General features: G+C 72.6%; 26 protein-coding genes. 14 read left to right on the top strand and 12 right to left on the bottom strand.

Annotated features, from left to right (window positions below; genetic code table 11):
• Window positions 1-68: 68 nt before the first annotated feature.
• From IE99_RS0108525 to IE99_RS0108515, 3 genes are read left to right on the top strand one after another with little or no spacing between them, the layout of a single operon-like run.
• Window positions 69-1,016, top strand: a complete 948-nt coding sequence (locus IE99_RS0108525; RefSeq protein WP_030166283.1) for an ABC transporter ATP-binding protein — start codon at window positions 69-71, stop codon at window positions 1,014-1,016.
• A complete protein-coding gene (locus tag IE99_RS0108520; RefSeq protein WP_030166280.1) occupies window positions 1,009-1,740 on the top strand; it encodes an ABC transporter permease in 732 nt (243 codons plus the stop codon). Before IE99_RS0108525 ends, IE99_RS0108520 begins: the two co-directional genes overlap by 8 nt.
• A 5-nt stretch (window positions 1,741-1,745) precedes the next feature.
• Complete coding sequence (locus tag IE99_RS0108515; protein ID WP_030166276.1) at window positions 1,746-2,537, top strand: SDR family NAD(P)-dependent oxidoreductase; 792 nt, start codon at window positions 1,746-1,748, stop codon at window positions 2,535-2,537.
• A 137-nt stretch (window positions 2,538-2,674) separates the two neighbouring features.
• On the opposite strand, the gene IE99_RS0108510 is transcribed toward IE99_RS0108515, so the two are convergent.
• The gene (locus IE99_RS0108510) at window positions 2,675-4,300 is read right to left on the bottom strand and encodes an acyl-CoA dehydrogenase family protein (protein ID WP_030166273.1); all 1,626 of its coding nucleotides are present in this window, start codon (window positions 4,298-4,300) and stop codon (window positions 2,675-2,677) included.
• Between the two features lie 147 nt (window positions 4,301-4,447).
• Between IE99_RS0108510 and IE99_RS0108505 the strand changes: the two genes are divergently transcribed.
• On the top strand, window positions 4,448-5,077 hold the full coding sequence (locus IE99_RS0108505; protein ID WP_245623117.1) for a DUF1707 SHOCT-like domain-containing protein: 630 nt from the start codon (window positions 4,448-4,450) through the stop codon (window positions 5,075-5,077).
• Between the two features lie 52 nt (window positions 5,078-5,129).
• Here IE99_RS0108505 and IE99_RS0108500 read toward each other — a convergent pair whose 3' ends face one another.
• The 7 genes from IE99_RS0108500 to IE99_RS31745 all read right to left on the bottom strand — a co-directional run bounded on the left by IE99_RS0108500 (window position 5,130) and on the right by IE99_RS31745 (window position 9,590).
• Window positions 5,130-5,381: a hypothetical protein gene (locus tag IE99_RS0108500; RefSeq protein WP_030166268.1), complete on the bottom strand. Its 252-nt coding sequence runs from the start codon at window positions 5,379-5,381 to the stop codon at window positions 5,130-5,132.
• A gap of 174 nt (window positions 5,382-5,555) precedes the next feature.
• Window positions 5,556-5,816 carry a hypothetical protein gene (locus tag IE99_RS0108495; protein ID WP_030166266.1) on the bottom strand — a complete coding sequence of 87 codons (261 nt, stop codon included), beginning with the start codon at window positions 5,814-5,816 and terminating at the stop codon, window positions 5,556-5,558.
• Between the two features lie 36 nt (window positions 5,817-5,852).
• The gene (locus IE99_RS0108490; RefSeq protein ID WP_030166264.1) at window positions 5,853-6,596 is read right to left on the bottom strand and encodes a sirohydrochlorin chelatase; all 744 of its coding nucleotides are present in this window, start codon (window positions 6,594-6,596) and stop codon (window positions 5,853-5,855) included.
• Window positions 6,578-7,288 carry a phosphoadenylyl-sulfate reductase gene (locus IE99_RS0108485; RefSeq protein WP_030166262.1) on the bottom strand — a complete coding sequence of 237 codons (711 nt, stop codon included), beginning with the start codon at window positions 7,286-7,288 and terminating at the stop codon, window positions 6,578-6,580. The genes IE99_RS0108490 and IE99_RS0108485 overlap by 19 nt, the downstream gene beginning before the upstream one ends.
• Complete coding sequence (locus tag IE99_RS0108480) at window positions 7,285-7,446, bottom strand: hypothetical protein (protein ID WP_030166260.1); 162 nt, start codon at window positions 7,444-7,446, stop codon at window positions 7,285-7,287. The genes IE99_RS0108485 and IE99_RS0108480 overlap by 4 nt, the downstream gene beginning before the upstream one ends.
• 49 nt (window positions 7,447-7,495) lie before the next feature.
• The gene (locus IE99_RS0108475) at window positions 7,496-9,163 is read right to left on the bottom strand and encodes a nitrite/sulfite reductase (RefSeq protein ID WP_030166258.1); all 1,668 of its coding nucleotides are present in this window, start codon (window positions 9,161-9,163) and stop codon (window positions 7,496-7,498) included.
• Window positions 9,164-9,440: 277 nt separating this feature from the next.
• On the bottom strand, window positions 9,441-9,590 hold the full coding sequence (locus tag IE99_RS31745; RefSeq protein ID WP_157610142.1) for a hypothetical protein: 150 nt from the start codon (window positions 9,588-9,590) through the stop codon (window positions 9,441-9,443).
• A gap of 317 nt (window positions 9,591-9,907) precedes the next feature.
• Between IE99_RS31745 and IE99_RS0108470 the strand changes: the two genes are divergently transcribed.
• The 4 genes from IE99_RS0108470 to IE99_RS0108455 all read left to right on the top strand — a co-directional run bounded on the left by IE99_RS0108470 (window position 9,908) and on the right by IE99_RS0108455 (window position 13,394).
• Entirely contained in the window at window positions 9,908-10,879 is a 972-nt protein-coding gene (locus IE99_RS0108470) for a YihY/virulence factor BrkB family protein (protein ID WP_051712340.1), read from the top strand.
• A 38-nt stretch (window positions 10,880-10,917) separates the two neighbouring features.
• Window positions 10,918-11,892, top strand: a complete 975-nt coding sequence (locus IE99_RS0108465; RefSeq protein WP_030166254.1) for a phosphotriesterase family protein — start codon at window positions 10,918-10,920, stop codon at window positions 11,890-11,892.
• A 132-nt stretch (window positions 11,893-12,024) separates the two neighbouring features.
• Window positions 12,025-12,759, top strand: coding sequence for a phosphoribosyltransferase (locus tag IE99_RS0108460; protein WP_211258759.1), 735 nt, complete (start codon window positions 12,025-12,027; stop codon window positions 12,757-12,759).
• Window positions 12,756-13,394 (top strand): dienelactone hydrolase family protein, encoded by a 639-nt coding sequence (locus tag IE99_RS0108455; RefSeq protein WP_030166248.1) that lies wholly within the window; start codon window positions 12,756-12,758, stop codon window positions 13,392-13,394. The genes IE99_RS0108460 and IE99_RS0108455 overlap by 4 nt, the downstream gene beginning before the upstream one ends.
• A gap of 137 nt (window positions 13,395-13,531) precedes the next feature.
• Here the strand turns inward: IE99_RS0108455 and IE99_RS31040 are convergent, their stop codons facing one another.
• The 4 genes from IE99_RS31040 to IE99_RS0108435 all read right to left on the bottom strand — a co-directional run bounded on the left by IE99_RS31040 (window position 13,532) and on the right by IE99_RS0108435 (window position 17,378).
• The gene (locus IE99_RS31040) at window positions 13,532-13,828 is read right to left on the bottom strand and encodes a WhiB family transcriptional regulator (RefSeq protein WP_021600082.1); all 297 of its coding nucleotides are present in this window, start codon (window positions 13,826-13,828) and stop codon (window positions 13,532-13,534) included.
• 186 nt (window positions 13,829-14,014) lie between these two features.
• A complete protein-coding gene (locus tag IE99_RS0108445) occupies window positions 14,015-14,920 on the bottom strand; it encodes a ferredoxin family protein (protein ID WP_030166242.1) in 906 nt (301 codons plus the stop codon).
• Window positions 14,921-15,006: 86 nt separating this feature from the next.
• Window positions 15,007-16,572 (bottom strand): glycerol-3-phosphate dehydrogenase/oxidase, encoded by a 1,566-nt coding sequence (locus IE99_RS0108440; RefSeq protein ID WP_030166239.1) that lies wholly within the window; start codon window positions 16,570-16,572, stop codon window positions 15,007-15,009.
• A gap of 206 nt (window positions 16,573-16,778) precedes the next feature.
• Window positions 16,779-17,378, bottom strand: a complete 600-nt coding sequence (locus IE99_RS0108435) for a TetR/AcrR family transcriptional regulator (protein WP_030166235.1) — start codon at window positions 17,376-17,378, stop codon at window positions 16,779-16,781.
• Between the two features lie 65 nt (window positions 17,379-17,443).
• On the opposite strand from IE99_RS0108435, the gene IE99_RS0108430 reads away from it, so the two are divergent.
• The 6 genes from IE99_RS0108430 to IE99_RS0108405 all read left to right on the top strand — a co-directional run bounded on the left by IE99_RS0108430 (window position 17,444) and on the right by IE99_RS0108405 (window position 24,572).
• Window positions 17,444-19,030 (top strand): FAD-binding oxidoreductase, encoded by a 1,587-nt coding sequence (locus tag IE99_RS0108430; RefSeq protein ID WP_030166232.1) that lies wholly within the window; start codon window positions 17,444-17,446, stop codon window positions 19,028-19,030.
• Window positions 19,031-19,035: 5 nt separating this feature from the next.
• Window positions 19,036-19,926 carry a diacylglycerol/lipid kinase family protein gene (locus IE99_RS0108425; RefSeq protein WP_030166228.1) on the top strand — a complete coding sequence of 297 codons (891 nt, stop codon included), beginning with the start codon at window positions 19,036-19,038 and terminating at the stop codon, window positions 19,924-19,926.
• Between the two features lie 387 nt (window positions 19,927-20,313).
• Window positions 20,314-20,691 (top strand): DUF485 domain-containing protein, encoded by a 378-nt coding sequence (locus IE99_RS0108420; RefSeq protein WP_051712339.1) that lies wholly within the window; start codon window positions 20,314-20,316, stop codon window positions 20,689-20,691.
• Window positions 20,688-22,346: a solute symporter family protein gene (locus tag IE99_RS0108415; protein ID WP_051712281.1), complete on the top strand. Its 1,659-nt coding sequence runs from the start codon at window positions 20,688-20,690 to the stop codon at window positions 22,344-22,346. The genes IE99_RS0108420 and IE99_RS0108415 overlap by 4 nt, the downstream gene beginning before the upstream one ends.
• 74 nt (window positions 22,347-22,420) lie before the next feature.
• On the top strand, window positions 22,421-23,929 hold the full coding sequence (locus IE99_RS0108410) for a metallophosphoesterase family protein (RefSeq protein ID WP_245623116.1): 1,509 nt from the start codon (window positions 22,421-22,423) through the stop codon (window positions 23,927-23,929).
• A gap of 145 nt (window positions 23,930-24,074) precedes the next feature.
• Window positions 24,075-24,572 (top strand): DUF4234 domain-containing protein, encoded by a 498-nt coding sequence (locus IE99_RS0108405; protein ID WP_030166216.1) that lies wholly within the window; start codon window positions 24,075-24,077, stop codon window positions 24,570-24,572.
• Window positions 24,573-24,580 lie beyond the last annotated feature (8 nt).

The following is a 24,580-nucleotide window of genomic DNA, read 5'->3' as shown; positions in this document are numbered from 1 at the left end:
CTTGTTCATGACTCACGTCGCGATGTATCTCGATGACGGATCCAACGGCGAACGGCGGAGGATCAACGATGGCAGTGATCGAAATGGATCACGTGACGAAGACCTACAAGTCCAGGGGCAAGCGGACGGTGGCCAACGACGACGTCAGCCTGCGCGTTGACGGCGGCGAGGTGCTCGGGCTGTTCGGGCACAACGGCGCGGGCAAGACGACGATCGTGAACCAGTTGCTGGGTCTGCTGAGGCCCGACAAGGGCTCGCTCGTCATCGCCGGGGAGGACATCGTCAAGAACCCGAACCGGGGACGCTACCTGTGCTCCGTCCAGCCCCAGTCGAAGACCCCGCTGGGCGAGCTGACCCCTCGCGCCGCCACGCGCATCATGGCGAAGTTGCGCGGCGTGAGCGCCCATGAGGTGCGGGAGCGAACGGACGAGCTCTTCGAGAAGCTCGACATCATGGAATGGGCGGACGTCCCGGGCAAGGAGCTGTCCGGCGGGGTGCTCCGCCTCACGGGGTTCTGCATGGCGGCGATCTGCCCCGGCAAGGCGGTCATCCTGGACGAGCCCACCAACGACGTCGATCCGGTGCGGCGGCGCTACCTGTGGAACGCCATTCGCGGCCTGACCCGCGACGGCACGGCCGTGCTCCTGGTGACGCACAACATCCGCGAGGCCGAGAGCGCGGTCGACGAGGTCGCGGTGCTGGACAAGGGCAAGGTCCTCGTCCAGGGCAACGTGCAGCAGATCAAGGCCGAGACGGCCCGGAACCGGATGAAGCTCGAGGCCACCGCCGCGGCCGGCGAAGAGGAGTTCGCCAAGCCGGACTGGGCGGAGGACATGAAGATCGCCGAGGCGGAGCTCACGCTCACGTTCGACCGCACGCTCGCCTCCGAGGCCCTGAAGTGGGCCGCCGAGCAGCACAGGGAACGGCGTCTCGGCAGGTACGCACTCACCGAGATCACTCTCGAGGACAGCTACATCGAACTCGTCGGCGCGACGAAGGCGGTATCCAATGCCTAGGGGTGGCCAACTCGCGTACGTGGCCGAACTGCAGTTGCGGAAGCAGGCCAGCTACCTGGTGGTGTTCACCCTGATCATGGTGCTCATCGCCCTCGGGGTGGCGATCGGCTTCTCGTACCTGATCCCGTCGCCGGAGAAGTCCGAGATGCTCTATCTCGCGACCGGCGCGCCCACCATGGTGCTGATCATGACCGCGCTGGTCACGGTCCCCATGCAGAACGCCGGCGCGCGGCTGGCCGGCTACCTCGACTTCGTGAAGTCGCTGCCGGTCAGCCGCAAGTCCTTCCTCATCGCGGACGTCGGCATCTGGGCCATGGTCACGGTTCCGGCGATCATCATCTCGGTCTTCGTGGCGCACCTGCTCTTCGAGCCCGGATACGCGGTGTCCTGGATGGTCGTGCCCGGCTTCGTCCTCATGGTGCTGTCGAGCTTCGCCATCGGCTACGGCTACTCGTTCGTGATGCAGGCGGAGCTGGCGATGGCGCTGTCGCAGCTGATCGCTTTCACCGCTCTGATGTTCTCGCCGATCAACTTCCCGATCGACCGCCTGCCCGGATGGCTGGAGGCCGTGCACCAGGTGCTGCCGATCTACCACATGGCAGAGGTCATGCGGGCCTCACTGGCGCATACGACGTTCGACGCCGATCCGATGAGCTACATCATCCTCGCCGCGTGGTCGGTGATCGGATTCTTCGGTGCGATCCGTTTTCTGGAAAGGGCGTGATGGGCATGAAGATCGCTGGAGCGACCGTTCTGCTGACCGGTGCCACGGGCGGTATCGGCCAGGTGCTGGCGCGGCGGCTGATCGATCTGGGCGCCGACCTCGTCCTCACCGCCAGGGAGAGCGAGGCTCTGCACAGCCTCGCGAAGGATCTGGGAGCGCGGTGCGTGCCGGCCGACCTGGCGGACCCGCTGGACGTCGCCGACCTGGCCGAGACGTGCGGGGACGTGGACATCTTCGTGGCGAACGCCGGCAAGCCCGCCAGCGGGGAGCTGTTCGACTACACGCCCGAACAGGTGGACCGGGCCCTGATGGTGAACCTCCGCGCCTCCATCATGCTCACCCGGCTGCTCACCCCCGCGATGGTGCGGGCGGGAAAGGGCCACCTCGTGTTCATGGGGTCGGTCGCCGGGATGCTCACCACCCCGTACTCGTCGCTGTACAGCGCGACGAAGTTCGGGCTGCGCGGCTTCGCGCACGCGTTGCGGCAGGACCTGCACGGCACCGGGGTCGGCGTCTCCATGATCCAGCCCGGCATCGTCGGCGACGCGGGCATGTTCGCGAAAACCGGCGTGCCCGTGGCGAAGGGCATGCGCACCGTCAGCTCGGACCAGGTGGCGACGGCGGTGATCCGGGCGATCGTCCGCGACCAGGCCGAGATCAACCTGGCGCCCATCGAGCTCCGCCTCCTGTGCGCCCTCGCGGTGCAGTTCCCCGCCGCCGCGGCCTGGATCCAGCGGCAGCAGCCACCGGACAACACGGTCCAGCGGATCGCCGAAGCGCAGCGCGCGTACCGCTGAGACGTCGGCGCCGGCCACCCGCCGCCGCGTGCGAGGGACCGCGGACCGGGTACCCGTCCAGGCGGGAGACCCGTCCGCGGTCCGGCGTTCGCGATCGAGGCCCTCTCAGAACCGGCCCGAGCGTTGCCGCAGGGCGGCTAGCCGATCTTGGGGGTGGCGCGTTCGATGATGGGATCGAGGTCGAGGCCGGATGGGAGGGTGCCGAAGGCGGTGCCCCAGTCGCCGGCGAGGCGGGTGGCGCAGAACGCGTCGGCCACGGCGGGGTGGCCGTGCCTGACCAGCAAGGATGCCTGAAGCGCAAGGGCGAGGCGCTCCGCGATGCGGCGGGCGCGCTGCTCGGCGGTCGTGACATCGGTGAAGTCGTCCTTGGCCTGGCGGACGGCGGCGTCCAGGCGCGCGTCCGCGCCGCCGGCGAGCTCGACTTCGGCGAAGAACGCCTCCAGCGTCTCGGGATCCCTCGCCACTGCCCGTAGAAGATCGAGAGCCGCGACGTTCCCGGAACCCTCCCAGATGGAGTTCAGGGGGCTCTCGCGGAAGAGGCGGGGCATTGCCGACTCTTCCACGTAACCGTTGCCGCCCAGGCATTCGAGGGCCTCCGCCGCGTGGGACGGCCACCGCTTGCACACCTGGTACTTGGTGACGGCGAGGCCCAGCCGCTTGAACGCCGACTCCGCCGCGTCGCCGCGCGCGGACCGGTCGGTGGCGCCCGCCAGCCGCAGCATCACCGCCGTCGCGGCCTCCGACTCGATGGCGAGGTCGGCGAGGACGTTGCGCATCAGCGGCTGGTCGATCAGGTACGCGCCGAACGCCTTGCGGTGCGCGGCGTGGTGCGCGGCCGTGATGAGGCCCTGGCGCATCCCGGCGGCGGCGCCGATCACGCAGTCCAGCCGGGTCATGTTGACCATCTCGATGATGGTGCGGACGCCGCGGCCCTCGTCGCCGACCCGCCACGCGACGGCGTTCTCGTACTCGACCTCGGACGACGCGTTGGACTTGTTGCCGAGCTTGTCCTTGAGGCGCATCAGCCGCAGCGGGTTGAGGGTCCCGTCCGGCAGGACGCGGGGGACGAGGAAGCAGGTGAGCCCGCCGGGCGCCTGCGCCAGGGTGAGGAAGACGTCGCACATCGGCGCGCTGGTGAACCACTTGTGCCCGACGAGGCGGTAGGTGCCGTCGGCCGCGGGCGCCGCCTGAGTGGTGTTGGCCCGGACGTCCGATCCGCCCTGCTTCTCCGTCATCGACATGCCGGCCAGGAGGGCGTTCTTCGTCAGCGGCGCGCGCAGGCCGAAGTCGTACTCGCGCCTCACCAGCAGCGGCTCGTAGCGCGCGGCCAGCTCGGGTTCCTGCCGCAGCGCGGGAACGGCCGCGTACGTCATCGAGATCGGGCAGCCGTGCCCGGCGTCCACCCGCCAGGTGTAGAACTTCGCGGCCCGCGCCACGTGCGCGCCGGCGCGGTCGTCGGCCCAGGGCGCGCCGTGCAGGCCGTTCGTCACCGCGACGTTCATGAGCTCGTGCCAGGCCGGATGGAACTCGACCTCGTCGATCCGGTGCCCGTACCGGTCGTGCGTGCGCAGGACGGGCGGGTGCTCGTTGGCGAGCCGCCCCCACTCCTGGGCCTTCGCGGTGCCCGCCAGCCGGCCGATCTCGTGCACCTCGGCCGCCGCCCACCCGGCGCCCTCCCGCTCGAGCCCCGCCAGCAGGACGGCGTCGTCCGCGACATCGTGCCCGGTGAGAGGGGGAACCTGGTTGAACACCTCGTGCGTCACAGCGCCGCTCCTTCCGCTGCCCGCAGAATACAGAGCGGGGTTCGGGTCCACACCCGGCCACGAACTCAGACCATCCTCCTCAGGGGTGGGGCGATCTCGTCCGCGCGGCGGATTGCCCGGCGGCGCGGGGGGCATACCTTCGAAACCATGAGTCAGTCCAGCCCTCAGCCGCTCCCGGGCGGGCGGCCCGCCCCCCAGGACGTGCGGGCGTCCGACGCCGAACGCGAGGCCGTCATCGAGCGTCTCCGGGTCGCGTCGGTGGAGGGAAGGCTCACCTTCGAGGAGCTGACGGAGCGCACCGAGGCCGCGTTCCAGGCCGTGACCCGCGGCGACCTGGAGCACATCACCGCCGACCTGCCCGGCATGGGCGCCCCCGGCGCCGACCCGGCGCCGGCCCAGGTCAAGCGCCGCTTCACCGCCGTCATGGGCGACTGCAAGGAACGCATCGTCGGCCGCATCGACGGCCCCCTCGAGGCGCTCTCCGTCATGGGCGACGTCGAGATCGACCTGCGCGGGGCCCAGGTCCCCACGGGCGAGGTCGTCATCCGCGCCACCGCCGTCATGGGCGATGTGAAGATCATCGTGCCGGACGGAATCGACGTCCAGCTGACCGGCTACGCCTTTCTCGGTGACCGCAAGGTGAAGGTTCGCGAGGCCCGTCCGGGGGCGCGCGTCCCGGTCGTCCGCGTCGCGGCCCAGGCCGTCATGGGGGACGTCAAGATCGTGGACGAGGAGAACCTGACCCCGCTGCGCCGCTGGCGCCGCAACAGGCACTGACCGCCTCCGCCCCACGCCGCCGTACCGCGAGCGCGGGGCCGGAGAGCGCGGCTCAGCGGTTCATCGCGGTGCGCGCGCCCAGCCAGACGGTGTACGCGGCCAGCCCGGCGAGGCCGGCCTTGCGGGTCCTCTCGGCGGTCAGGGCCAGGCCGAGGGCGAGCTCGGTGGCGCCGTTGCGCTTGATCCAGGCGTCGGTGTCGGTCGGGAACGCCTGCTTCGTGATCGAAGCGAACGCCTGCGGGGCGGCGAAGTGGGCGGCGCCGGTCGCGGCGAGGGCGAGCCCGGCGGTGCGGAGAAGGGCCATCGGGATTCCTTTCAACGGGTGAGATCGCGGTTGCTGAGACCGAAGGTACGGCCGCGGCGCCGGACGCGCAGGCCGGACCGCGCTTCCACCCGGACCCCCTCCGTCTCGGGAGCGACGGTAGGGGGACGTTGGATTGATCGTCAACAAGTCGCGACCGGAATCACGTGCGGCCCGTCAGCGGCTGTCGTCGTGGGCTTCGGCCTCCTGCACGCCGCGTTCGGTCGGCGGCAGCGAGTCGGGGTGCTCCCTGGTGACCGAGGGGGTTCCGGTGCCGCTGAGGGGCTCGTCCTCGTCGTCCGGTCGCGCTCCCGGGACGTTCCGGGGGCCGGAGGTCCCGGTGGTGCGGCCCCGGGCGTCGGAGCCCTGGTTCACGGGGGCGAAGTCGCGGTCGTGGGTCACGGCGGGCTCGTGGCCCGTGTCCTCTCGCTCGTCCATGCAGGGGCGCATACCCGGTGGCGCCGGGGCCGAACGTCACACGGCGGTGGCCCGGAGAGGGGCCGCCAGGGTCTCGCCGTAGCGGTGGACGATCAGGTCCGCGACCTCCGGGGCGGCGCCCAGGGGGTCGGTGACCGCTGTCGCGCCGGCGGCGAGGGACGCGGTGCGGACCTTGTCCGTGAAGTAGCCCGGCGCCAGGAAGTAGGACGCCACCGCCACGCGGGGGGCGCCCGCCGCGCGGAGGGCCGCGATCGCCTCCGCGGGGGTCGGGGAGGCCGCCGAGGCGTAGGCCGGGGCGGTGCCGTACCAGCCCCGGCCGCGCCAGTCGCGCGCCAGGCGCGCGATGGTGGCGTTGGCCGCGGGGTCGCTGGACCCGGCCGACACCAGCACGACGGCAGTGTCGGGGTCGCCGGCCTGGACGCCCGCCTCCGCCAGGCGGCGCTCCAGGGCCGCCATCAGGAGGGGGTGCGGGCCCAGGGTCGGGGTGGTGTGCAGGCGGAGGCGCGGGTTGCGGACGCGCCGCAGCATGCCGGGGATGTCGGTCTTGCTGTGGTACGCCGCGGTGAGGAGGAGGGGGAGCACGACGGCCTCGTCCGCGTCCAGGCCGTCCAGGACGCGGTCGGGGCTGGGCGCCGCGTGATCCAGGAAGGACGCGTGGACGGGCGCGTCCAGACGGGTCCTGACGGCGGCCAGGAGTTCGGTGACGGTCGCGGCGGCGCGCGGGTCCCGGCTCCCGTGCGCCACCGCCACCATGGGGACGCTCACAGGTGGATACCGCATTCCACCTTGCCCATGCCCTTCCAGCGGCCGCTGCGGGGGTCCTCGCCGGGCGCGACGGGGCTCGTGCAGGGGGCGCAGCCGATGGACGGGTAGCCGTCGTAGTGCAGCGGGTTGACGAGCACCCCGTTGTCGGCCATGTAGTCGTCCATCTGCTCCTGGGTCCAGTCCAGGATGGGGTTCACCTTCACCATGCCACGCTTGCGGTCCCACTCGACGACGCGGCGGTCGCGGCGGGTGCTGGTCTCGTCCCGGCGGATGCCGCTGAACCACGCCATGTAGCCCTCCAGGGCGCGGCCGAGCGGCTCGACCTTGCGGAGGTGGCAGCAGAGGTCGGGGTTGCGGCGGTGGAGGCGCGGACCGAGCGCCTCCTCCTGCTCCGCCACCGTGCGGGACGGCTGGACGTTGATGACGTTGACCGGATAGACCGCCTCGACGGCGTCGCGGGTGCCGATCGTCTCGGCGAAGTGGTAGCCGGTGTCGACGAACAGGACGTCGATGCCGGGCTTGACCTTCGACACGAGGTGGATCAGGGCCGCGTCCGACATCGAGGACGTCAGGCAGATCCGGTCGCCGAACGTGGCGACCGCCCACCGGATCACTTCCAGGGTGGGGGCGCCCTCCAGCGCGGCGGCGGCGGATTCGACGATGTCCTCGAGGTCGAGTGTCGGTCTGTCGGTCTCCAGGAGCGTCACTGGTGGGTCTCCTTTGCGCGGGGGGCTCCGACACCGAGGAACTTCAGCTGGAACGAGCGGACGCAGTCACGGCAGAACCACGCCCCCGCCTGCTCCAGCGGTTCGAGGTCCTCCTCGCCGCAGTAGGGGCAGTAGAACGGTGCCGCTCGTTCGGACATGCTGTGCTCCCGGTGCCGGGGGCCGCCCGGGGGCGGCCCGGGCGGCTCGTTACTTGAGGTCGGCTTCGTCGGCGCGGTTCACCCAGGCGGCGAACGTCTCGCCGTCGGCGCGCTGCGCGTCGTAGTTGCGGACGACCCGCTCGACGTAGTCGGTGAGTCCGGCGGAGGTGGTCTTGAGGCCGCGGACCTTCTTGCCGAACGTGGCGCCGAGCTGCCCGCCCAGGTGGACCTGGTAGCCCTCGACCTGGTCGCCGTTCTCGTCCATGACCAGCTGGCCCTTCAGGCCGATGTCGGCGACCTGGACGCGCGCGCAGGAGTTCGGGCAGCCGTTCATGTTGATGCTCAGCGGCTGGTCGAAGTCGGGCAGGCGCTTCTCCAGCTCGTCGACCAGGTCCATCGCGCGCTGCTTCGTCTCGACGATCGCGAGCTTGCAGTACTCGATGCCGGTGCAGGCCATCGTCTGGCGGCGGAAGATCGATGGGTTGACCTGGAGGTCGTGCGCGGCCAGCGCGTCCGACAGCGCCCGCGTGTTCTCCGCGGGGACGTCCAGGATGACCATCTTCTGCTCGGCGGTGGTGCGGACCCGGCCGGACCCGTACCGCTCGGCGAGGTCGGCGATGACGCCGAGGAGCTCGCCGTTGACGCGGCCGACGCGGGGCGCGAACCCGACGTAGAAGTTCCCGTCCCGCTGCGGGTGCACGCCGACGTGGTCGCGGTGGGCGAGCGGGGCGGCCGGCTCGGGGCCGTCCGGAAGCGCGCGCCCCAGGTACTGCTGCTCCAGAACCTCGCGGAACTTCGCCGCGCCCCAGTCCTTCACCAGGAACTTGATCCGGGCGCGGCTGCGCAGCCGCCGGTACCCGTAGTCCCGGAAGATCGAGATGACGCCCTTCCAGACCTCGTGGACCTGCTCCGGCGTGACGAAGACGCCGAGGCTCTGCGCGAACATCGGGTTCGTGGACAGCCCCCCGCCGACGTACACCTGGTAGCCGGTCTCGCCCTCGTCGTTCACCACGCCGACGAACGCCACGTCGTTGATCTCGTGGACGGTGCAGTGCGCCGTGCAGCCCGAGATCGCCGTCTTGAACTTGCGCGGCAGGTTGGAGAACTCCGGCGAGCCGATGTAGCGGTCGTGGACGTCGCGCAGCTGCGGGGTCGCGTCGATGACCTCGTCCGCGGCGATCCCGGCCAGTGGACAGCCGATGATCACGCGGGGGGTGTCGCCGCACGCCTCGGTGGTGTGCAGGCCGACCGCCTCGAGGGCCTCCCAGATCGCCGGGACGTCCTCGATCCGGATCCAGTGGTACTGGACGTTCTGCCGGTCGGTGATGTCGGCGGTGCCGCGCGCGTACCTGACGGACAGGTCGGCGATCGTGCGCAGCTGGGGACCGCTCAGCTGCCCGCCGTCGATGCGGACCCGCAGCATGAAGTAGCGGTCCTCGAGCTCCTCGTCGGTGAGCGAGCCGGTCTTGCCGCCGTCGATGCCGGGCTTGCGCTGCGTGTAGAGGCCCATCCAGCGGAACCGGCCGCGCAGGTCGGCGGGGTCGATCGAGTCGAAACCGGTCTTCGAGTAGATGTCGATGATCCGGCGGCGGACGTTGAGTCCGTCGTCGTTCTTCTTGTTCTCCTCGTTCTTGTTGAGCGGTTCCCGGTAGCCGAGGGCCCATTGGCCCTCGCCCTTCTTGGGCTTGATCGCGGGTGGCACGGCGCGCGTCCTCATCTGTGGGGCGGGGACGCGTGGCGCACCGGCAGTCCAAGACGGCCGGCTCGGCACTGAGCTGGAGGAAGTCGAAGGCGACGCCGATGCGCCACGCGCCCGGGTGGCAGAACCTCAGGGGCGTGGTCGGGGCGTCACCGACAGATCGCGCTGCGGACGCGCAGGAAGTCGACGTGCCGGCGCTTGGCCAGCAACGGGTCCGCAGCAGTCATACCTGAACTGTGACATGCCGTCTCGCGGGCTGTCCAGTGACGTCCGGCATGCGGACGCGTGAGAAGCGTCATCCCTGCCGCCTCCAGTTGACCCGGGGCTCGCCGGACGGGGCGCCGTCGTCCTTCTTCTCCTCGCGGGCGGGCTGGTGCTGGCAGTCACACCAGGAGCCGCCACGGCACTGGTCGTGGCGGCGGTCGCGGCACGGCTGGCAGATCACCCCTCCATTGTCGCCGATGAAGGCAAACGGCGTCTCCGGATAGGGGTGATCTTGGGCTGGGCGACGTTCCCGCGCGTCTGACCGGGTATGGCCGCACCCGGACGGGCTTGTGCCGGTGAACCCGTGCGGGCACCCGGCGAAAGGGAAGATCATGGAGCCGCGACGCACGGAAACGGATCACGGAATGGGTCGAGCGGCATGTTCCGGCGGGTGACGCTCTACGGTGGGGCGGTGTGACGATCGTCTCGGACGCAGCGGATGGCCCCCCGGCGGGCGAGCCGGCCGCGGGGGGCGGCCCGGGGCGGCCCGGGGCCGGCGTGCCGTCGCGCGCCCGTGCCCTCGTCCGCACCGCCGGCCGGACGTCCTGGGCCCTGACCAAGGGCACCGCGATCACCGGGTTCCGGTACCGGGTGACGGGCCTGGCGGCCGAGGCGGCGTTCTTCGCGCTGCTGTCCCTGCCGCCGCTGGTGATCGGGCTGATCGGCACGATGGGGCACTTCCGGGGCGCGTTCGGCGCGGACACGGTCGCCGAGGTCCGGAGCTGGCTGATCGAGCAGGCCCGCACGGCGCTGACCGGCCCGGCGGTGGAGTCGGTCGTGATCCCGCTGATCGACGATGTGATCGAAGGCGGCAGCCCGGACATCGTGTCGGCCGGATTCCTGCTGTCGCTGTGGGCGGGGTCCCGCGCGACGAACGTGTACGTCGACACGATCACGATCGCCTACGGGCTGTCGGGGGTCCGCGGGGTGGTCCGCACGCGGCTGCGGGCGTTCTTCCTGTACCTGGTCGGCCTGCTGGTCATGCTGTTCCTCATCCCGCTGCTGGTGGCGGGCCCGACGCTGGTGCACGACGTGCTGCCGGAGAGCGCCGGGCTGGTGCGGCTGCTGTACTGGCCGGTGGTCGTCACTCTGTCGATCATGTTCTTGGCGATGCTGTACCACATGAGCGTCCCGGTCCGGACGTCCTGGTGGCGCGAGGTGCCCGGCGCGGTCTTCGCGCTGCTGATGTGGATCGTCGGCAGCGTCACGCTCCGGCTGTACCTGAGCGGGTCGCTGAGCGGGGTGTCGGTGTACGGCTCGCTCGCGGCGGCGATCGCCGTCCTCGCCTGGCTGTACGTGGCGGCGCTCGCGGTGCTGATCGGCGCGGCGCTGAACGCGGAGATCGACCGGCTGTGGCCCAGCGGCGACACGGCGCGGGCGCGGGCCGTCCGGGAGAGGGCGGGCGGGGACGGCGAGCAGGACGCGGGCGGCGCGGCGGGGGAGACGCCGGGTAAAAAGTCCGCCGCGTAGCGGTATAGGTGGTTTGAACATGTCGTAACCTCGGCGTCATGACCCCCCGGGATGAACCGGCGCGGCTGCGCACCGTCACCGGAATGATCGAGGCGTCCGAGATCACCGGCACCGTGCTCGCGCACGAGCACCTGCGGCTCGACCTCCGCTGGCCGGAGCGCCCGCGGCTGCTCGACTCCGACGCGCGCCGGTTCCTGGACGAGGAGAAGGCCGTCCAGCGGGAGCTCGCCGAGCTGCGCGCCGAGCACGACCTCGGCCTCGTGATCGACCTCACCTGCGCCGGCATGGGGCGGGACGCCGCCGTGCTCGCCCGGATCAGCGCCGGCGCGCGGGTCGCCGTCGTCGCCGGGACGGGTGTGTTCGCCGAGCCCTTCCACCCGCCGTACGTGCGGGAGGCCCTGGCCGGTGCCGGCGGCGTCGAGAAGCTCGCCGAGCGGTTCCTCTCCGAGATCGGGTTCGGGCTGGACGGCACGGGCTCGCTGCCCGGCGTGATCGGCGAGATCGGCACCTGGGGCGAGGCGCCCGGCGAGGCCGAGGAGGCGTGCCTGCGGGCCGCCGCGCAGGCCGCCCGGTACTCGGGGCTGTCGATCGCCACCTACGGCCGGGCCGGGCTCGCGCAGCTGGAGATCCTCACCGGCGCGGACGTCGACCCGGCCCGGGTCGCGATCGGCCGCCAGGACCGCGTGGACGACCCCGCCCAGCACCGCAAGATCGCCGAGTCGGGCGCCTATGTCTCGTTCGGGAGCCTCGTCCTCGCCGGGGAGGACCACGCCGCCATCGGCGCCCAGGTCCGCGCCGTCATGGACCTCCTGGAGGCCGGGCACGCCGACCGGGTCCTGATCAGCACCGGCGTGTCGCGGATGTCGCACGTCGCCCGCTACGGGGGCGTCGGGTTCGGCCACCTCTTCGACGTGTTCGTGCCCGCCCTCCGCGCGGCGGGCGCCGACGACGCCACCCTCCGCACGATCCTGCACGACAACCCCCTCCGCTGGCTGACGGGCACGGCCGGCTGACGGCGCCCACCGGCTGACGGGCTGATCGGTGCCCGAGGGGGTGCGGATCCGTCCCGTCACGGGATCGGCGGGCGTGAACCGGGTATGGACCGGACGAGTGCTCCACGCGACCCCGGAGGGGGGTGCGGTCCCATGCCCTGGAACAGGCCCGCGGAGGGCGGACAGGGGAACGGCGAGCCCGTCCGGTTGCCGTACGCGGATCGGGCCGAGGCGGGACGGGTGCTCGCCGAGCGGCTCGTCCCGCTGTTCGCGCGGGACGCGGACGTGCGCGACGCGATCGTCCTGGCGCTGCCGCGCGGCGGCGTGCCGGTCGGGCACGAGATCGCCCGCCGGCTCGGCGCGCCGCTGGACGTGCTGGTGACCCGCAAGATCGGATACCCGCCGCAGCCGGAGCTCGGCGTGGGCGCGATCGCGGAGGGCGGCGAGCCCGTCTTCGACCGCGACCTGCTGGACCAGCTCGGCCTGACCGAGGACGACCTGGCGGACACCGTGGCGGCGGAGCGGGCCGAGCTGGAGCGGCGGGTGTGGGCCTACCGCGCCGGACGCCCGCTGGCGGACCCGGCGGGGCGTCCGGTGATCGTGGTGGACGACGGGCTCGCGACCGGCGGCACCGCGCGGGCGGCGCTGCGGGCGCTGCGGGAGCGCGGCCCCTCTAGGCTGGTCCTGGCCGTGCCGGTCGGGGCGGCGGAGACCGTCCGGGCGATGGACGCGGAGGCGGACGAGGTGGTCGTCCCGGCGGCGCCGTGGGAGTTCCGCGCCGTCGGCCAGTGGTACCGCGACTTCGACCAGCTCACCGACAGGGACGTGCTGACCTGGCTGGAACGCGCGGCGGAACCGGCCGTCGGCGGGCCGGGGCCGGGTCGATGACCGGTCTGATGCTCCCGGCGGGAGACGTCGATCTCGAAGGGGAACTGCTGGAGCCCGCCGGCGCGCGGGCCGCGGTGGTGTTCGCGCACGGCAGCGGCAGCGGCCGGCGCAGCCCCCGCAACCGGCAGGTGGCGGCGGCGCTGAACGGGGACGGGTTCGCGACGCTGCTGTTCGACCTGCTGACGCCGGAGGAGGAGATCGCCGAGCTGCACACCGCGCACCTGCGGTTCAACATCCCGATGCTGGCCGGACGGCTCGCCCGGGTGGTGGCGTGGCTGCGCGCGGAGCGTCCGGAACTCGTGGTCGGGCTGTTCGGGGCGAGCACGGGCGCGGCGGCGGCCCTGGTCGCGGCGGCGGAACGGCCCGACGACGTGGCGGCGGTGGTGTCGCGCGGCGGGCGGCCCGATCTGGCGGCGCAGGCCCTCGACGCGGTGCGGGCGCCGACGCTGCTGATCGTGGGGGAGCGCGATCCGGAGGTGCTGGCGCTCAACCGGCGGGCGCTGGAGCGGATGGGCGGCGCCGGGCACGAACTGACCGTTGTGCCGAACGCCACACATCTGTTCGAGGAACCGGGCGCCCTGGAAGAGGTCGCGCGGCTCAGCTCGGAATGGTTCGGAAACAATTTGGTGGAATAGGCCACGGCGCGCTGCGCCATGGAGTAGTGCCGCGCGATGTCCGCCCGGAAAACGCAAACGGCCCCGCATGCGCGGGGCCGTGACGTTTGGTGGCGTGCCGGGGTGCGTTTCGGGAGCTTTTTCGTGCGACCGGTCGGCTAGGCGGCGTTGGCGCGGCGCATCCGACGACGGCGCTCGGACGCGCGCTCGTCCTCGTTCAGTCCGCCCCACGTGCCGTACTTCTCGGGCCGGGACACCGCGTAGTCCAGGCACTCCGTGCGGACCGGGCACCCCATGCAGATCTGCTTGGCCTTGCGCTCGCGGATCTCGCGCTCGGGCTGGCGCTCGCCGTCGGGACCGAAGAAGAGGACGAGGTCTTCCCCCCGGCACGCCGCGGCGTCCTGCCAGCCCCAGCTGGGACGAGGGAGGTTTGCCTGCCGACGTACCTGAGCCATGGAACACCCACCTTGATTGGTTTCGAACAATTTCGGGACATGGACGCTCGACATGCTTCGGATGACAAGCGTCAGAAGCGCCGAATGGTCCAACGTCTGGAGTTGCCGCTCTGTTCCCCGCCCGGTTCACATCCGGGATCCTGGGGCCGCGCGACAGGGAGACCCTCGAATGGGGCCTCCGGAAGATTACACGAGGGCCGCCTCGTTGAGAAGGGTGAGGTCCCTAACAATGTAGGTGCCCGCGTTCTCCCGGCAGTCCGGGCCACAGGGACCGGGTTGCTCGATCGCCTCCATGCTGACCTGGTATCGACGTTCCTGTACGGCGACGACCGCCTCGTACCGGTCTGTGCCGGTGACCGAGGTCACGGTCACCGCGTCCACCCCGAGGACGCCCGTGTGCGCGCGGACGAAGTGCTCCGCGGCCTGGGCCGGCTCGGGGAGCCCGGCCCGGCCGCGCAGGCGCTCCAGCGTCACGTCCCCGCGCCGGTAGGCCTCCACCGCGCGCACGGCCTCGGTCTCGTTGAGGTCGCCGTAGTAGAGCCCGTGGGGAAGACATACGAGGTTCGCTGCGTAGCGGTCACCGCCGACGTGTGTGGTTTCCCAGACGGGGTCGCCGAAACGTGCCGCGAGGGACCGGGCCAGCGGCGCGCCGGTGCGTGCGCAGCACGTGTTGCGCCGCCCGTGCGTGCACACGAGCAGGACCGGCTCGGCGACCGGCTCGCCGAACCCGGGCCGGCGGCCCGCCGCGAGTGCGCCGAGGTCGATGCCGGACAGCTCCTCGGCGTCGGCCAGCCGGCGCCCCTCGATCCAGACGTCCGGGCCGTACGAGTACGCGAGGTAGACCTGGACGGACGCGGCCGCGCGCCGCCGGCCGGTGCGCCGGATCAGCTGGGGCCGGACGCCGGCGGCGGCCGCGGCCCGGACGGCGGCGGCGATCGGCGGGGGGCCGACGAGGTCCTCGATGCGTTCGGGCCAGGGGCCCGGGTGCTCGATGAGCAGCCAGGACCGCGGCTTCACGGTCGCGCTGGCGAAGCACGACCGCTCGCCGGTGTGGCTTCCCGGGCAGTGCCCGCAGCCCTTCCCGCGCGTCAAACGAACAACCCCCGACTCGGACCTGGTGAATTAGGTAAGGGTAACCTAACACTGCCCTCTGAGGCGAGGATCGAACGTGAGAGGTGTCACGGGCGTGTCGGGCCCGTCGCGGCGCGTCCGACCAGGGCCTCCGCCAGGGGCAGCGCCGCCGCGCGGTCCGCGGCGACGAGGCCGACACGGGTCCGGCGGTCCAGCACGTCGGCCGCGTCCAGGGCGCCCTCGTGCAGCACCGCCCATGCCAGCTCCACCCCCAGCACCGGCAGGCCCGGCAGGACCGGCTCCAGCAGGGACGCGTCGTCCTGGGCGAGCGCCGCGACCAGCGGAGCCTCCGTCCCGTACCGCCGGACGAGGCGGCGCGGCGCGTCCACCTCCGCGAGGCGGTCCCGCGGGGCCGCGCCGACCAGCGGCAGGCGGGCCGTCCGGCACGGCCCGGCGGCGAGCCCCCGGGTGGCGACGGCCGCGTCCACCGCGTCCTGCGCCATCCGCCGGTAGGTGGTGAGCTTGCCCCCGATGACGGTGACGACACCCTCCGGCGACGTCAGGACCGCGTGCCGCCGGGAGATGTCGGCCGTCTCGCCGTCCCGGCCCGTGTCGAGCAGCGGGCGCAGCCCCGCGTACGCCCCGACCACGTCGGCGGACCGGACGGGCGTCTCCAGGACCGAGTTCAGGATGTCGAGCAGGAACCCGATCTCGCCGGGCGCCGGTTCCGGGACGTCCGGGATCGGCCCGTCGGCGGGCTCGTCGGTGAGCCCGACATGGACGCGCCCGTCGTCCTGCGGCAGCACCAGCAGGAACCGGCTGGTGGAGCCCGGCACGGGGATCTGCATCCCCCACCTGCACCGGAGCGTCTCCCCGCTCAGCACGAGGTGGGTGCCCCGCGACGGCCGCAGCCGCACCCCGGGCACCAGCCCGCCCGCCCACACGCCGGTCGCGTTGATCACGGCCCGCGCCCGCACGGTGTGCTCGCGCCCCGTCAGCTCGTCCCGGACGACGGCGCCGTCCCCGGCGAGGGCCGTCGCCCGGCAGCGGGTGAGGATCCTCGCCCCGTGGGCGGCCGCGGTGCGCGCGATCGCGGTGACGAGCCGCGCGTCGTCCGCGGCCTGGCCGTCGAACGACAGCAGCCCTCCGCGCAGCCCTTCGGCGCTCAGGGCGCCGAAGGCCCGGCGCGTCTCGGCGGCCGACAGCCGGCCGGGCGGCGGCAGCACCGTGCCCGGCGTGCGGGCGGCGCGGCGCAGCGCGTCCCCGGCGGCCAGCCCCGCCCGGACCAGCGCGGCCTGCCGGCGCGAGACGAGCGGTGTCAGCGGCAGCACGAACGGCAGCGCCCGCACCAGGTGCGGCGCCGTCCGGGTCATCAGCACGCCCCGTTCGGCGGCGCTCTCGTACGCCACGTCCACCTGCCCGGACGCGAGGTACCGCAGCCCGCCGTGGATCAGCTTGGAACTCCACCGGGACGTCCCGAACGCCAGGTCGTGGGCGTCGACGGCGGCGACCGACAGCCCTCGCGACGCGGCGTCCAGCGCCACCCCGGCGCCGGTGGCGCCGAGCCCGACGACCAGCACGTCCACGATCTCGCCGGAGAGCCCGGCGAGCTCGCGCTCGCGCCGCGCGGCGTTCAGCGACGTGCCGGCCGATACCGGCGCGCATGCGAACATGTGTGCTACTTTTCTCGGGCTCGGCCGGGGATATCCAAGCCGGCCGGACCTACCGCCGGGCAGGCGGGAAGTGACGTCTGTGGAGACGATGTAAGACCGATGGGCGGCACTCCGTCCCTCGCCGGTGATCCGGGTCGGCTGTGGTCGGTGAAGCAGAAAGCTCAACCCGCGAGGGCTGAATCCCCCTGCTTCAGCTGGGGGAGATGTCAAGGTGCGAGCGTCCTTTCGAGGATGTGGCGGAGCTCGGCGTCGAAGGCGTCCGCGCTCAGCTCGGGGTCGTCGGGTTCGATCATCGTCTGGGCGGACAGGGCGAACGACTGGACGACCAGGAGCAGTGCGCGGGCGAGGCGCACCGGGTGGCCGGCGCGGATCGTCCCGTCCGCCTGGCCTGCCTCGACGGCCTCCTCGAAGACCGCCAGGAACGCCTCCTGGCTGGCGCCGCACCGGTCCAGGACGTAGGGCAGCAGGAGCTCGGGATCCACTTCGATGATCTTGCGCAGCAGCGGATGGTCGCGGAACGTCCGGACGCCGCCGGCCAGGCCGTCGACGAGGCGGTCCCGGACCGGTCCGCCGTCGTCCGGCGGCTGCGCGGCGGCGCCGAGCGCGACCCATTCGCGCGTCATCAGGTCGGCGACGATGGTGCGGACGTCGGGCCAGCGGCGGTAGAGCGTCATCCGGGAGACGCCGGCCCGGCGGGCGATGTCGGTGAGCGTCGTGCGGCGCACCCCGACGGCCAGCACGCACTCGCGGGCGGCGTCGAGCACGGAGTCGTCCGGGGTCCGGGAGTTGTGACGGTTCGACGTCATATGTCACAGTGTAAACGCATTGAGGACGGACGGACGGACGAGGAGGCGCGGTGGAGACGCGGGACATGCTGTGGAGTGGCTGGGGGGACCCCGCCAAGGCCGCCCCGCTGCCCGAGCCGGTGGTCGGGCTGCTGCGCGACCTGCTCGGGGTGAAGCCCGCGGCCGCGCCGCCGGTCGCGCTCGACGCGGTCGCGGTCCCGGCGTCCCGGCTGGTGCCGGAGGACCTCGGCGCGCTCGCCGGGGCGGTGGGCGCCGGACACGTGCGCACCGACGCCGAGACCCGCGTCCGGCACACCCGCGGCAAGTCCACCCCCGACCTGCTGCGCATCCGGGCCGGCGAGACCTCCGACGCGCCGGACGCCGTCGTCCTGCCCGCGACCCACGACGAGGTCGGCTCCGTCCTGCGGGCCTGCTCGGAGCGCGGCATCGCGGTCGTGCCGTTCGGGGGCGGCACGTCCGTCGTGGGCGGGCTGGCCCCGCGGGGGGCCGAGCGGTTCATCGCGCTCGACCTGCGCCGGATGGACGCGCTGATCGAGCTGGACGAGGTGTCCCGCACGGCCGTCCTCCAGCCGGGGCTGCGCGCCCCGGCGGCGGAGGCGCTGCTGAACGAGCGCGGCTACACCCTCGGCCACTTCCCGCAGTCGTTCGAATGGGCGTCGATCGGCGGGTTCGCGGCGGCGCGCTCCAGCGGGCAGGCGTCCGCCGGATACGGCCGGTTCGACGACATGGTCGTCGGCCTCACCGTCGCCACGCCGGCGGGCGACCTCGACCTCGGCCGCGCCCCCAAGTCGGCCGCCGGGCCCGACCTGCGGCAGCTCGTCCTCGGCTCCGAGGGCGCGTTCGGCGTGATCACGTCGGTGACCGTCCGGGTCCGGCCCGTCCCGTCGGCGACGGAGTACGAGGGCTGGCGGTTCGCGACGTTCGCCGACGGCGCCGCGGCGCTGCGCGGGGTCGCGCAGGATGGGCCGCTGCCCACCGTGCTCCGCCTGTCGGACGAGGCGGAGACCATGGTCGGCCTCGCCGACCCGGCCGCCATCGGCGGGGCGTCGTCCGCCGGGTGCCTCGCGATCGTCGGGTTCGAGGGCGAGCCCGGCGAGATCGCCGGCCGCCGCGCCGCGGTCGCGGACCTCCTGCGGGCGGCCGGCGGGGAACCGCTCGGCACCGCCCCCGGCGACACGTGGGCGCACGGCCGCTTCAACGCCCCCTACCTGCGGGACTCGCTGCTGGACGCGGGCGCGTTCGTCGAGACGCTGGAGACCGCGGCGTTCTGGTCCGGCATCCCCGCGCTGTACGAGGCGGTGCGCGCCGCGCTCACCGGAACCCTGTCGGACGCGGGCACCCCGCCGCTGGTCATGTGCCACATCTCGCACGTCTACCCGGCCGGCGCGTCCCTGTACTTCACCGTCGTGTCCGCCCAGGGCGCGGACCCGGTCGCGCACTGGGCGGGGGCCAAGCGCGCCGCCTGCGACGCCATCGTCGACGCGGGCGGGACGATCAGCCACCATCATGGGGTCGGCACCGACCACCGCGACGCGTACGCACGGGAGATCGGACCGCTCGGCGGCGCCGTCCTGCGCGCCGTCAAGGAGCGCCTCGACCCCGCCGGGATCCTCAACCCGGGCGTCCTCGTCCCCCCGGCCACCGAGGAGTGACACCCGTGCGTCCACCGAGATCCTTCACCGCGGTCGTGAACCCGGCCGCCGGCGGGTCCGCCGCCTCGGCCACCCTGGTCCCGGTCGCCCGCCTGCTGCGGGACGCGGGCGCCGACGTCGAGGTCGAGTACAGCCGCGGCCTGCCGCACGCGACCGCGCTGGCCCGCGCCGCCGCCCGGACCGGCCGCGTCGTGCTCGGCGTCGGCGGGGACGGCATGGTCGGCTGCGTCGGCGGCGCCCTCGCCGGGACGGACGCGACCCTCGGCCTCGTCCCCGCGGGGCGCGGCAACGACTTCGCCCGCCAGCTCGGCGTCCCGTCCGGCCCGCGGGAGCTGGCCCGGCTGCTGCTGGACGGCGAGCCCCGCCCCGTGGACTGCATCGACGCCAACGGGACGCCGGTCCTCGGCAGCGTGTACGCGGGCATCGACGCGCTCGCCAACGACAACGCCAACCGGACGCGGCTGCTGCGCGGGTCCGCCGCCTACTACGTCGGGGCGCTGCGGGCCGTGGCGACCTGGCGTCCGGCCGACTACCGGATCACCGTGGACGGCACCGAGCACCTGCGGCGCGGCTACACGGTCGTCGCCGCCAACTCCGGCTTCTACGGGTTCGGCAAGCGCATCGCCCCCGATGCCCGGGAGGACGACGGGCTGCTCGACGTCGTGATCGTCCGGCACGCCCCGAAGCCGCTGTTCTTCGCGGTGATGAGGGAGCTGGAGAAGGGCACGCACGTCCGGCGCCCCCAGGTGGAGGTCCTGCGGGGCCGGGAGGTGCGGATCGAGCTGACCGGGCCGCCCGGACGGACCCTGCCGTACGGGGCGGACGGCGAGCTGCCCGGCGTCCTGCCGGTCACGGCGCGGGTGATGCCCGGGGCGCTGAACGTTCTCGCGCCCTGAACAGGGCACCGCGGATTTGGCCGGCCCGGGAGCGCCGGTTTACGTGGCCATTACGACGTTCCGGATAGCGTCATGAACGTCCCGCTTTCGGGGCCATATGGGCCGTCTGCGGAGGCATCATGGGAGGCGACTCCGCTCGCCGTTCTGGGGGGACTCATGAAGCCCGCAGGCGCCCTTGACATGGCGGCGCCGGTGTTCCCGGGGGTGACACCGGCGTCCGCCATGTGATCTAGATCACGATCCCGCATCGGCGTCGCATCGGGCCGGTATCCGTTCGCCCAGCACGCGCGCCAATCCGCCGCCCGGCCGTGTCCGGCCGTCCGCGCCGGGGCATCGTGTCCGCAACCTCGACGAGGTTCAGGCACAACCCGTCCGGCGGAGGTGGACGTGACAACCGGATCATCAGAGTCGGGACACCCCGATGAGGGGCTCGACAACGCGGCCTACGTACGGCTCAGGCAGAGCCCCGAGTTCGAGCGGCTCCGCGGCGCCTTCCGCGGATTCGTCTTCCCCATGACGGCGGTGTTCCTCGCCTGGTACCTGCTCTACGTCGTCCTGTCGGCCTACGCGCGCGACTTCATGGGCCAGAAGGTCGTGGGGGAGATCAACGTCGCCCTGGTCTTCGGCCTGCTGCAGTTCCTCTCGACGTTCCTCATCGCCTGGGCGTACGAGCGGTACGCGCGCCGCCGCCTGGAGCCCCTCGCGGCGGCGGTCACCGTCGGAGGGGGCGCGGCCCCCGCGCACGGCGAGGAGGACGGCGAATGAGCGCCCCCGAGTTCGCGGCCCCCGTGCTCGCGGTCTCCGAGACCGAGAGCCGCACCTTCTCCCTCATCCTGTTCGGCCTGTTCGTGGCGCTGACCCTCTACATCACGATCTGGGCGTCCCGGCACAACAAGACGGCGGCCGACTACTACGCGGGCGGGCGGGCGTTCTCCCCGCTGCAGAACGGCCTCGCGATCAGCGGCGACTACATGTCGGCCGCGTCGTTCCTCGGCATCGCGGGCCTGTTCGCGCTGTCCGGCTACGACGGCTTCCTGTACTCGATCGGCTTCCTCGTCGCCTGGCTGGTGGCGCTGCTCCTGGTCGCCGAGATGCTGCGGAACTCGGGCCGGTTCACGATGGCGGACGTGCTGGCGTTCCGGATGCGGCAGCGTCCCGTCCGGGCCGCGGCCGGCATCTCCACCATCGTCGTGTCGATCTTCTACCTGCTCGCCCAGATGGTCGGCGCGGGCGCGCTGGTCGGGCTGCTGCTCGGCGTCTCCGGCGAGACCGCGAAGATCCTCACGATCGTGGTCGTCGGCGCGCTGATGATCTTCTATGTGACCGTCGGCGGGATGAAGGGCACCACCTGGGTGCAGATCGTCAAGGCCGTCATGCTGATGACGGGCGCGCTGATCATGACGGTCTGGGTGCTGTCGAAGTACGGCTTCAACCTGTCGGAGCTGCTCGGCGACGCCGCCGCCAAGAGCGGCAAGGGCGACGCGTTCCTGGAGCCCGGCCTGAAGTACGGCGCGACCGACCTGTGGTCCAAGCTCGACCTGCTGTCGCTCGGCCTCGCCCTCGTGCTCGGGACGGCGGGCCTGCCGCACATCCTGATCCGCTTCTACACCGTCCCGAACTCCCGGGCCGCCCGCACGTCCGTCAACTGGGCCATCGGCATCATCGGCTTCTTCTACCTGATGACCCTCGTCATCGGGTTCGGCGCCGCGGCCCTCGTCGGCGGGTCCGCGATCGCGGCGCAGGACAAGGGCGGCAACACCGCCGCGCCGCAGCTCGCCGAGGAGCTCGGCGGCGGCTCCGGCTCGACCGGCGGCGCGATCTTCCTGGCGGTGATCGCGGCGGTCGCGTTCGCGACGATCCTCGCGGTCGTCGCGGGCCTCACGCTCGCCTCGTCCTCCTCGTTCGCGCACGACCTGTTCGCGAACGTCTTCCGCAGGGGCCGGGCGACCGAGCGGGACGAGGTCGTGACCGCGCGGTACGCGGCCCTTGTCATCGGCGCCATCGCGATCGTGCTGTCGATCTTCGCGCGCGGGCTCAACGTGGCGTTCCTGGTGGCGCTCGCGTTCGCGATCGCGGCGTCCGCGAACCTGCCGACCCTGCTGTTCTCGCTGTTCTGGAAGCGGTTCAACACCGCGGGCGCCGTCGCCGGCATCTACGGCGGGCTCGTCTCCGCGGTCGGGATCGTCCTGCTCAGCCCGGTCGCGTGGGGCGGCAAGTCCGACACCATCCCGAAGGGCAACCCGGACGCGCTGTTCAGCGCCGACACCGTCGCCCCCATCCCGCTGTCGAACCCGGGCCTCATCTCCATCCCGGTCGGGTTCCTCTGCGCCTACCTGGGCACGGTGCTCTCGAAGGAACGAACCGATGACGAGTACGCCGAACTGGAGGTGCGCGCCTTGACCGGGAAGGGCGCTCATTAGGCGTTCGGCTTGACGAGTGGATCACCTCCGGGACAGGGTGTGAGCACCCCCTCACGCCCCCCGGAGGTGATCTGTTGCGCGCCGACAACTCACGGACCTCGGAGGCGGGCGCGGGCTGGACCTGCGGCTCGCCCGGCACGTTCGAGGAGTTGGTGCCCGCGCGCGTCCCGCCGTTCTCCTGGCGCCGCCCGAGCGTCCTGTGGCGGTCCCGCAACGACGTGCTCGCCCGGCTGTTCGGCGACCCGTCCAACGCGATCCGGCGGCGCTGCGTCGCGGCGCTGCGCGAGCGCGGGACGCCGGCCGCGTTCACCGTGCACCGCTCCGCCCCCGAGTTCTCGTTCATGCTGCTCGGCGACACCGGCGAGGGCGACCGGTCGCAGTACGCGGTCGTCCCGCCGCTGCTGAACGCGGCGGCCGGCACCGACTTCATGGTCATCGCCAGCGATGTGATCTACCCCGCCGGGGACGCCGCGGACTACCCGGACAAGTTCTTCCGCCCCTACGGGGGCTATCCCGGGCCGATCTACGCGATTCCCGGCAACCACGACTGGTACGACGGGCTGCGCGGCTTCCTGCGGGTGTTCTGCGACCTGGACGCCGACTACGCGCCGCCGCCGTGGCGGGGCCCGCTCGGGATCGTGCCGCGGCTGCTGTGGCGACGGCCGGGGGAGGTCGACCAGAAGGTGCTCGACGAGGCGCGCGCCCGCTATCGGGGCGCCCCCGGGCAGCGGTCGGTGCAGCCCGGCCCGTACTGGGCGATCGACACCCCGTCCCTGCGCATCGTCGGCGTCGACACCGGCATCACCGGGACGCTCGACCGCGAGCAGGGCGCGTGGCTGCGCGAGGTGTCGGCGGGACCCAAACCGAAGATGCTCATCACGGGCAAGCCCATCCACGTGGACGACACGTGCCGGCCCGGCAGGATCGAGGGCGGCGGCACGGTGGACGCGATCGTCCGGGACCCGGCGCACAACTACGTGCTGGCGGTGGGCGGCGACATCCACAACTACCAGCGCTACCCCGTCCGGCTGGACGACGGCCGCACGATCCAGTACCTCGTCGCGGGCGGGAGCGGCGCGTTCATGCACGCGACCCACATCATCCCGCGCACCTCCGCCGTCGAGGAGGACGCGTTCCGCTGCTACCCGCTGCGCGGCGACTCGCTGTCGCGCTACAGCAGGCTGTACGGGCGGTGGCTGCGGATGCCGGGCCTGTTCGAGCTCACCCCGCAGGAGGCGACCGCGGCCGTCCGGCACCGGCTCGGGATCCGGCCGGGCCGCGGCTACGACGCGACCGAGCCGTCCTTCCGGGCGCGGTTCGTCGCGGCCGTGCTGGGGGTGCCGCGCGGGAGGCGGGCGCGGCCGCGCTTCCTGCGGCTGCCGGTGCGACGGCTGCCGCAGCGCTTCCGCTCCGAGCTGGCCGACTGGGACGAGCCGCCGTTCTTCAAGAGCTTCCTGCGCGTGGACGTGACGGAGGACGAGCTGCGGGTGCGCTGCCACGCGGCGACCGGATGCGGCGATCACGAGGCGGACCCCCCGGTCGAGGACGGGGTGACGATCGCGTTGCGGCACCGGGGACCGTAGGTCTCAAATAGGAGAATTTGCCGGGATCGGCCCTATTAGGCGGCGTTGACCTGCTCCTCTTCGTTACAGTCGTCCCTCACCCTCCACGGGTGAACGGTTCAGGACGGTCGGCCGGAGAACGACCGCGTCCATCAGGAGTGACTCGATGAGCAACCCCCAGCAGGGTCAGGGCCAGTACCAGCAGGCGTACCAGGGCGGGAACGCGCCCGTCGCCGCGCCGCAGCACGCTCCCGTGCCGGCCGGCACGGGCTACAACATGAAGCGCCGCAACCCGGCCGCCGCCTGGCTCGGCCTGCCGATCATCACGTTCGGCATCTACGGCCTCGTGTGGTTCTACAAGGTCCACGCCGAGCTCTACAACTACGACCGCCGCACCGGCGACGCCGCCACCAGCGCGCTGCTGTCGATGCTGCTCGGCGGCATCACCCTCGGCATCTGGCCGCTGATCATGTACGTCAAGCTGGGCGGCCGGATCGCCCAGGCGCAGCGCGCCGCCGGCCTGCAGCCGTCCTGCAGCGGCGGCGTCGCGTTCCTGCTCGGCCTCATCGGCTTCGGCGTGCTGTACTACCAGCTCCAGCTGAACAAGGTCATCGAGCGCTACGGCGACACGCCCGCCGGGCAGCAGGTCTCCCTGGCCGCCTGACCCGAACT

Origin of the sequence: Spirillospora albida (assembly GCF_000718255.1) — a bacterium.
Taxonomy (GTDB): Bacteria; Actinomycetota; Actinomycetes; order Streptosporangiales; family Streptosporangiaceae; genus Spirillospora; species Spirillospora albida.
Note: the sequence above shows the minus strand (reverse complement) of the source record. Positions and strands in the feature narration are given on the sequence as shown.

Bases quoted from the DNA above. Each gene is read 5' to 3' on its own strand.
- IE99_RS0108515 (WP_030166276.1), top strand. From the start codon at position 1,746: ATGAAGATCGCTGGAGCGACCGTTCTGCTGACCGGTGCCACGGGCGGT.
- IE99_RS0108440 (WP_030166239.1), bottom strand. From the start codon at position 16,572: ATGTTCGCATGCGCGCCGGTATCGGCCGGCACGTCGCTGAACGCCGCG.
- IE99_RS0108480 (WP_030166260.1), bottom strand. From the start codon at position 7,446: ATGTCCGAACGAGCGGCACCGTTCTACTGCCCCTACTGCGGCGAGGAG.
- IE99_RS0108475 (WP_030166258.1), bottom strand. From the start codon at position 9,163: ATGAGGACGCGCGCCGTGCCACCCGCGATCAAGCCCAAGAAGGGCGAG.
- IE99_RS0108505 (WP_245623117.1), top strand. From the start codon at position 4,448: ATGAGTCAGTCCAGCCCTCAGCCGCTCCCGGGCGGGCGGCCCGCCCCC.
- IE99_RS0108520 (WP_030166280.1), top strand. From the start codon at position 1,009: ATGCCTAGGGGTGGCCAACTCGCGTACGTGGCCGAACTGCAGTTGCGG.
- IE99_RS0108430 (WP_030166232.1), top strand. From the start codon at position 17,444: ATGCTGTGGAGTGGCTGGGGGGACCCCGCCAAGGCCGCCCCGCTGCCC.
- IE99_RS0108490 (WP_030166264.1), bottom strand. From the start codon at position 6,596: ATGCGGTATCCACCTGTGAGCGTCCCCATGGTGGCGGTGGCGCACGGG.
- IE99_RS0108460 (WP_211258759.1), top strand. From the start codon at position 12,025: ATGCCCTGGAACAGGCCCGCGGAGGGCGGACAGGGGAACGGCGAGCCC.
- IE99_RS0108415 (WP_051712281.1), top strand. From the start codon at position 20,688: ATGAGCGCCCCCGAGTTCGCGGCCCCCGTGCTCGCGGTCTCCGAGACC.
- IE99_RS0108495 (WP_030166266.1), bottom strand. From the start codon at position 5,816: ATGGACGAGCGAGAGGACACGGGCCACGAGCCCGCCGTGACCCACGAC.
- IE99_RS0108435 (WP_030166235.1), bottom strand. From the start codon at position 17,378: ATGACGTCGAACCGTCACAACTCCCGGACCCCGGACGACTCCGTGCTC.
- IE99_RS0108465 (WP_030166254.1), top strand. From the start codon at position 10,918: ATGACCCCCCGGGATGAACCGGCGCGGCTGCGCACCGTCACCGGAATG.
- IE99_RS31040 (WP_021600082.1), bottom strand. From the start codon at position 13,828: ATGGCTCAGGTACGTCGGCAGGCAAACCTCCCTCGTCCCAGCTGGGGC.
- IE99_RS0108455 (WP_030166248.1), top strand. From the start codon at position 12,756: ATGACCGGTCTGATGCTCCCGGCGGGAGACGTCGATCTCGAAGGGGAA.
- IE99_RS0108525 (WP_030166283.1), top strand. From the start codon at position 69: ATGGCAGTGATCGAAATGGATCACGTGACGAAGACCTACAAGTCCAGG.
- IE99_RS0108405 (WP_030166216.1), top strand. From the start codon at position 24,075: ATGAGCAACCCCCAGCAGGGTCAGGGCCAGTACCAGCAGGCGTACCAG.
- IE99_RS0108500 (WP_030166268.1), bottom strand. From the start codon at position 5,381: ATGGCCCTTCTCCGCACCGCCGGGCTCGCCCTCGCCGCGACCGGCGCC.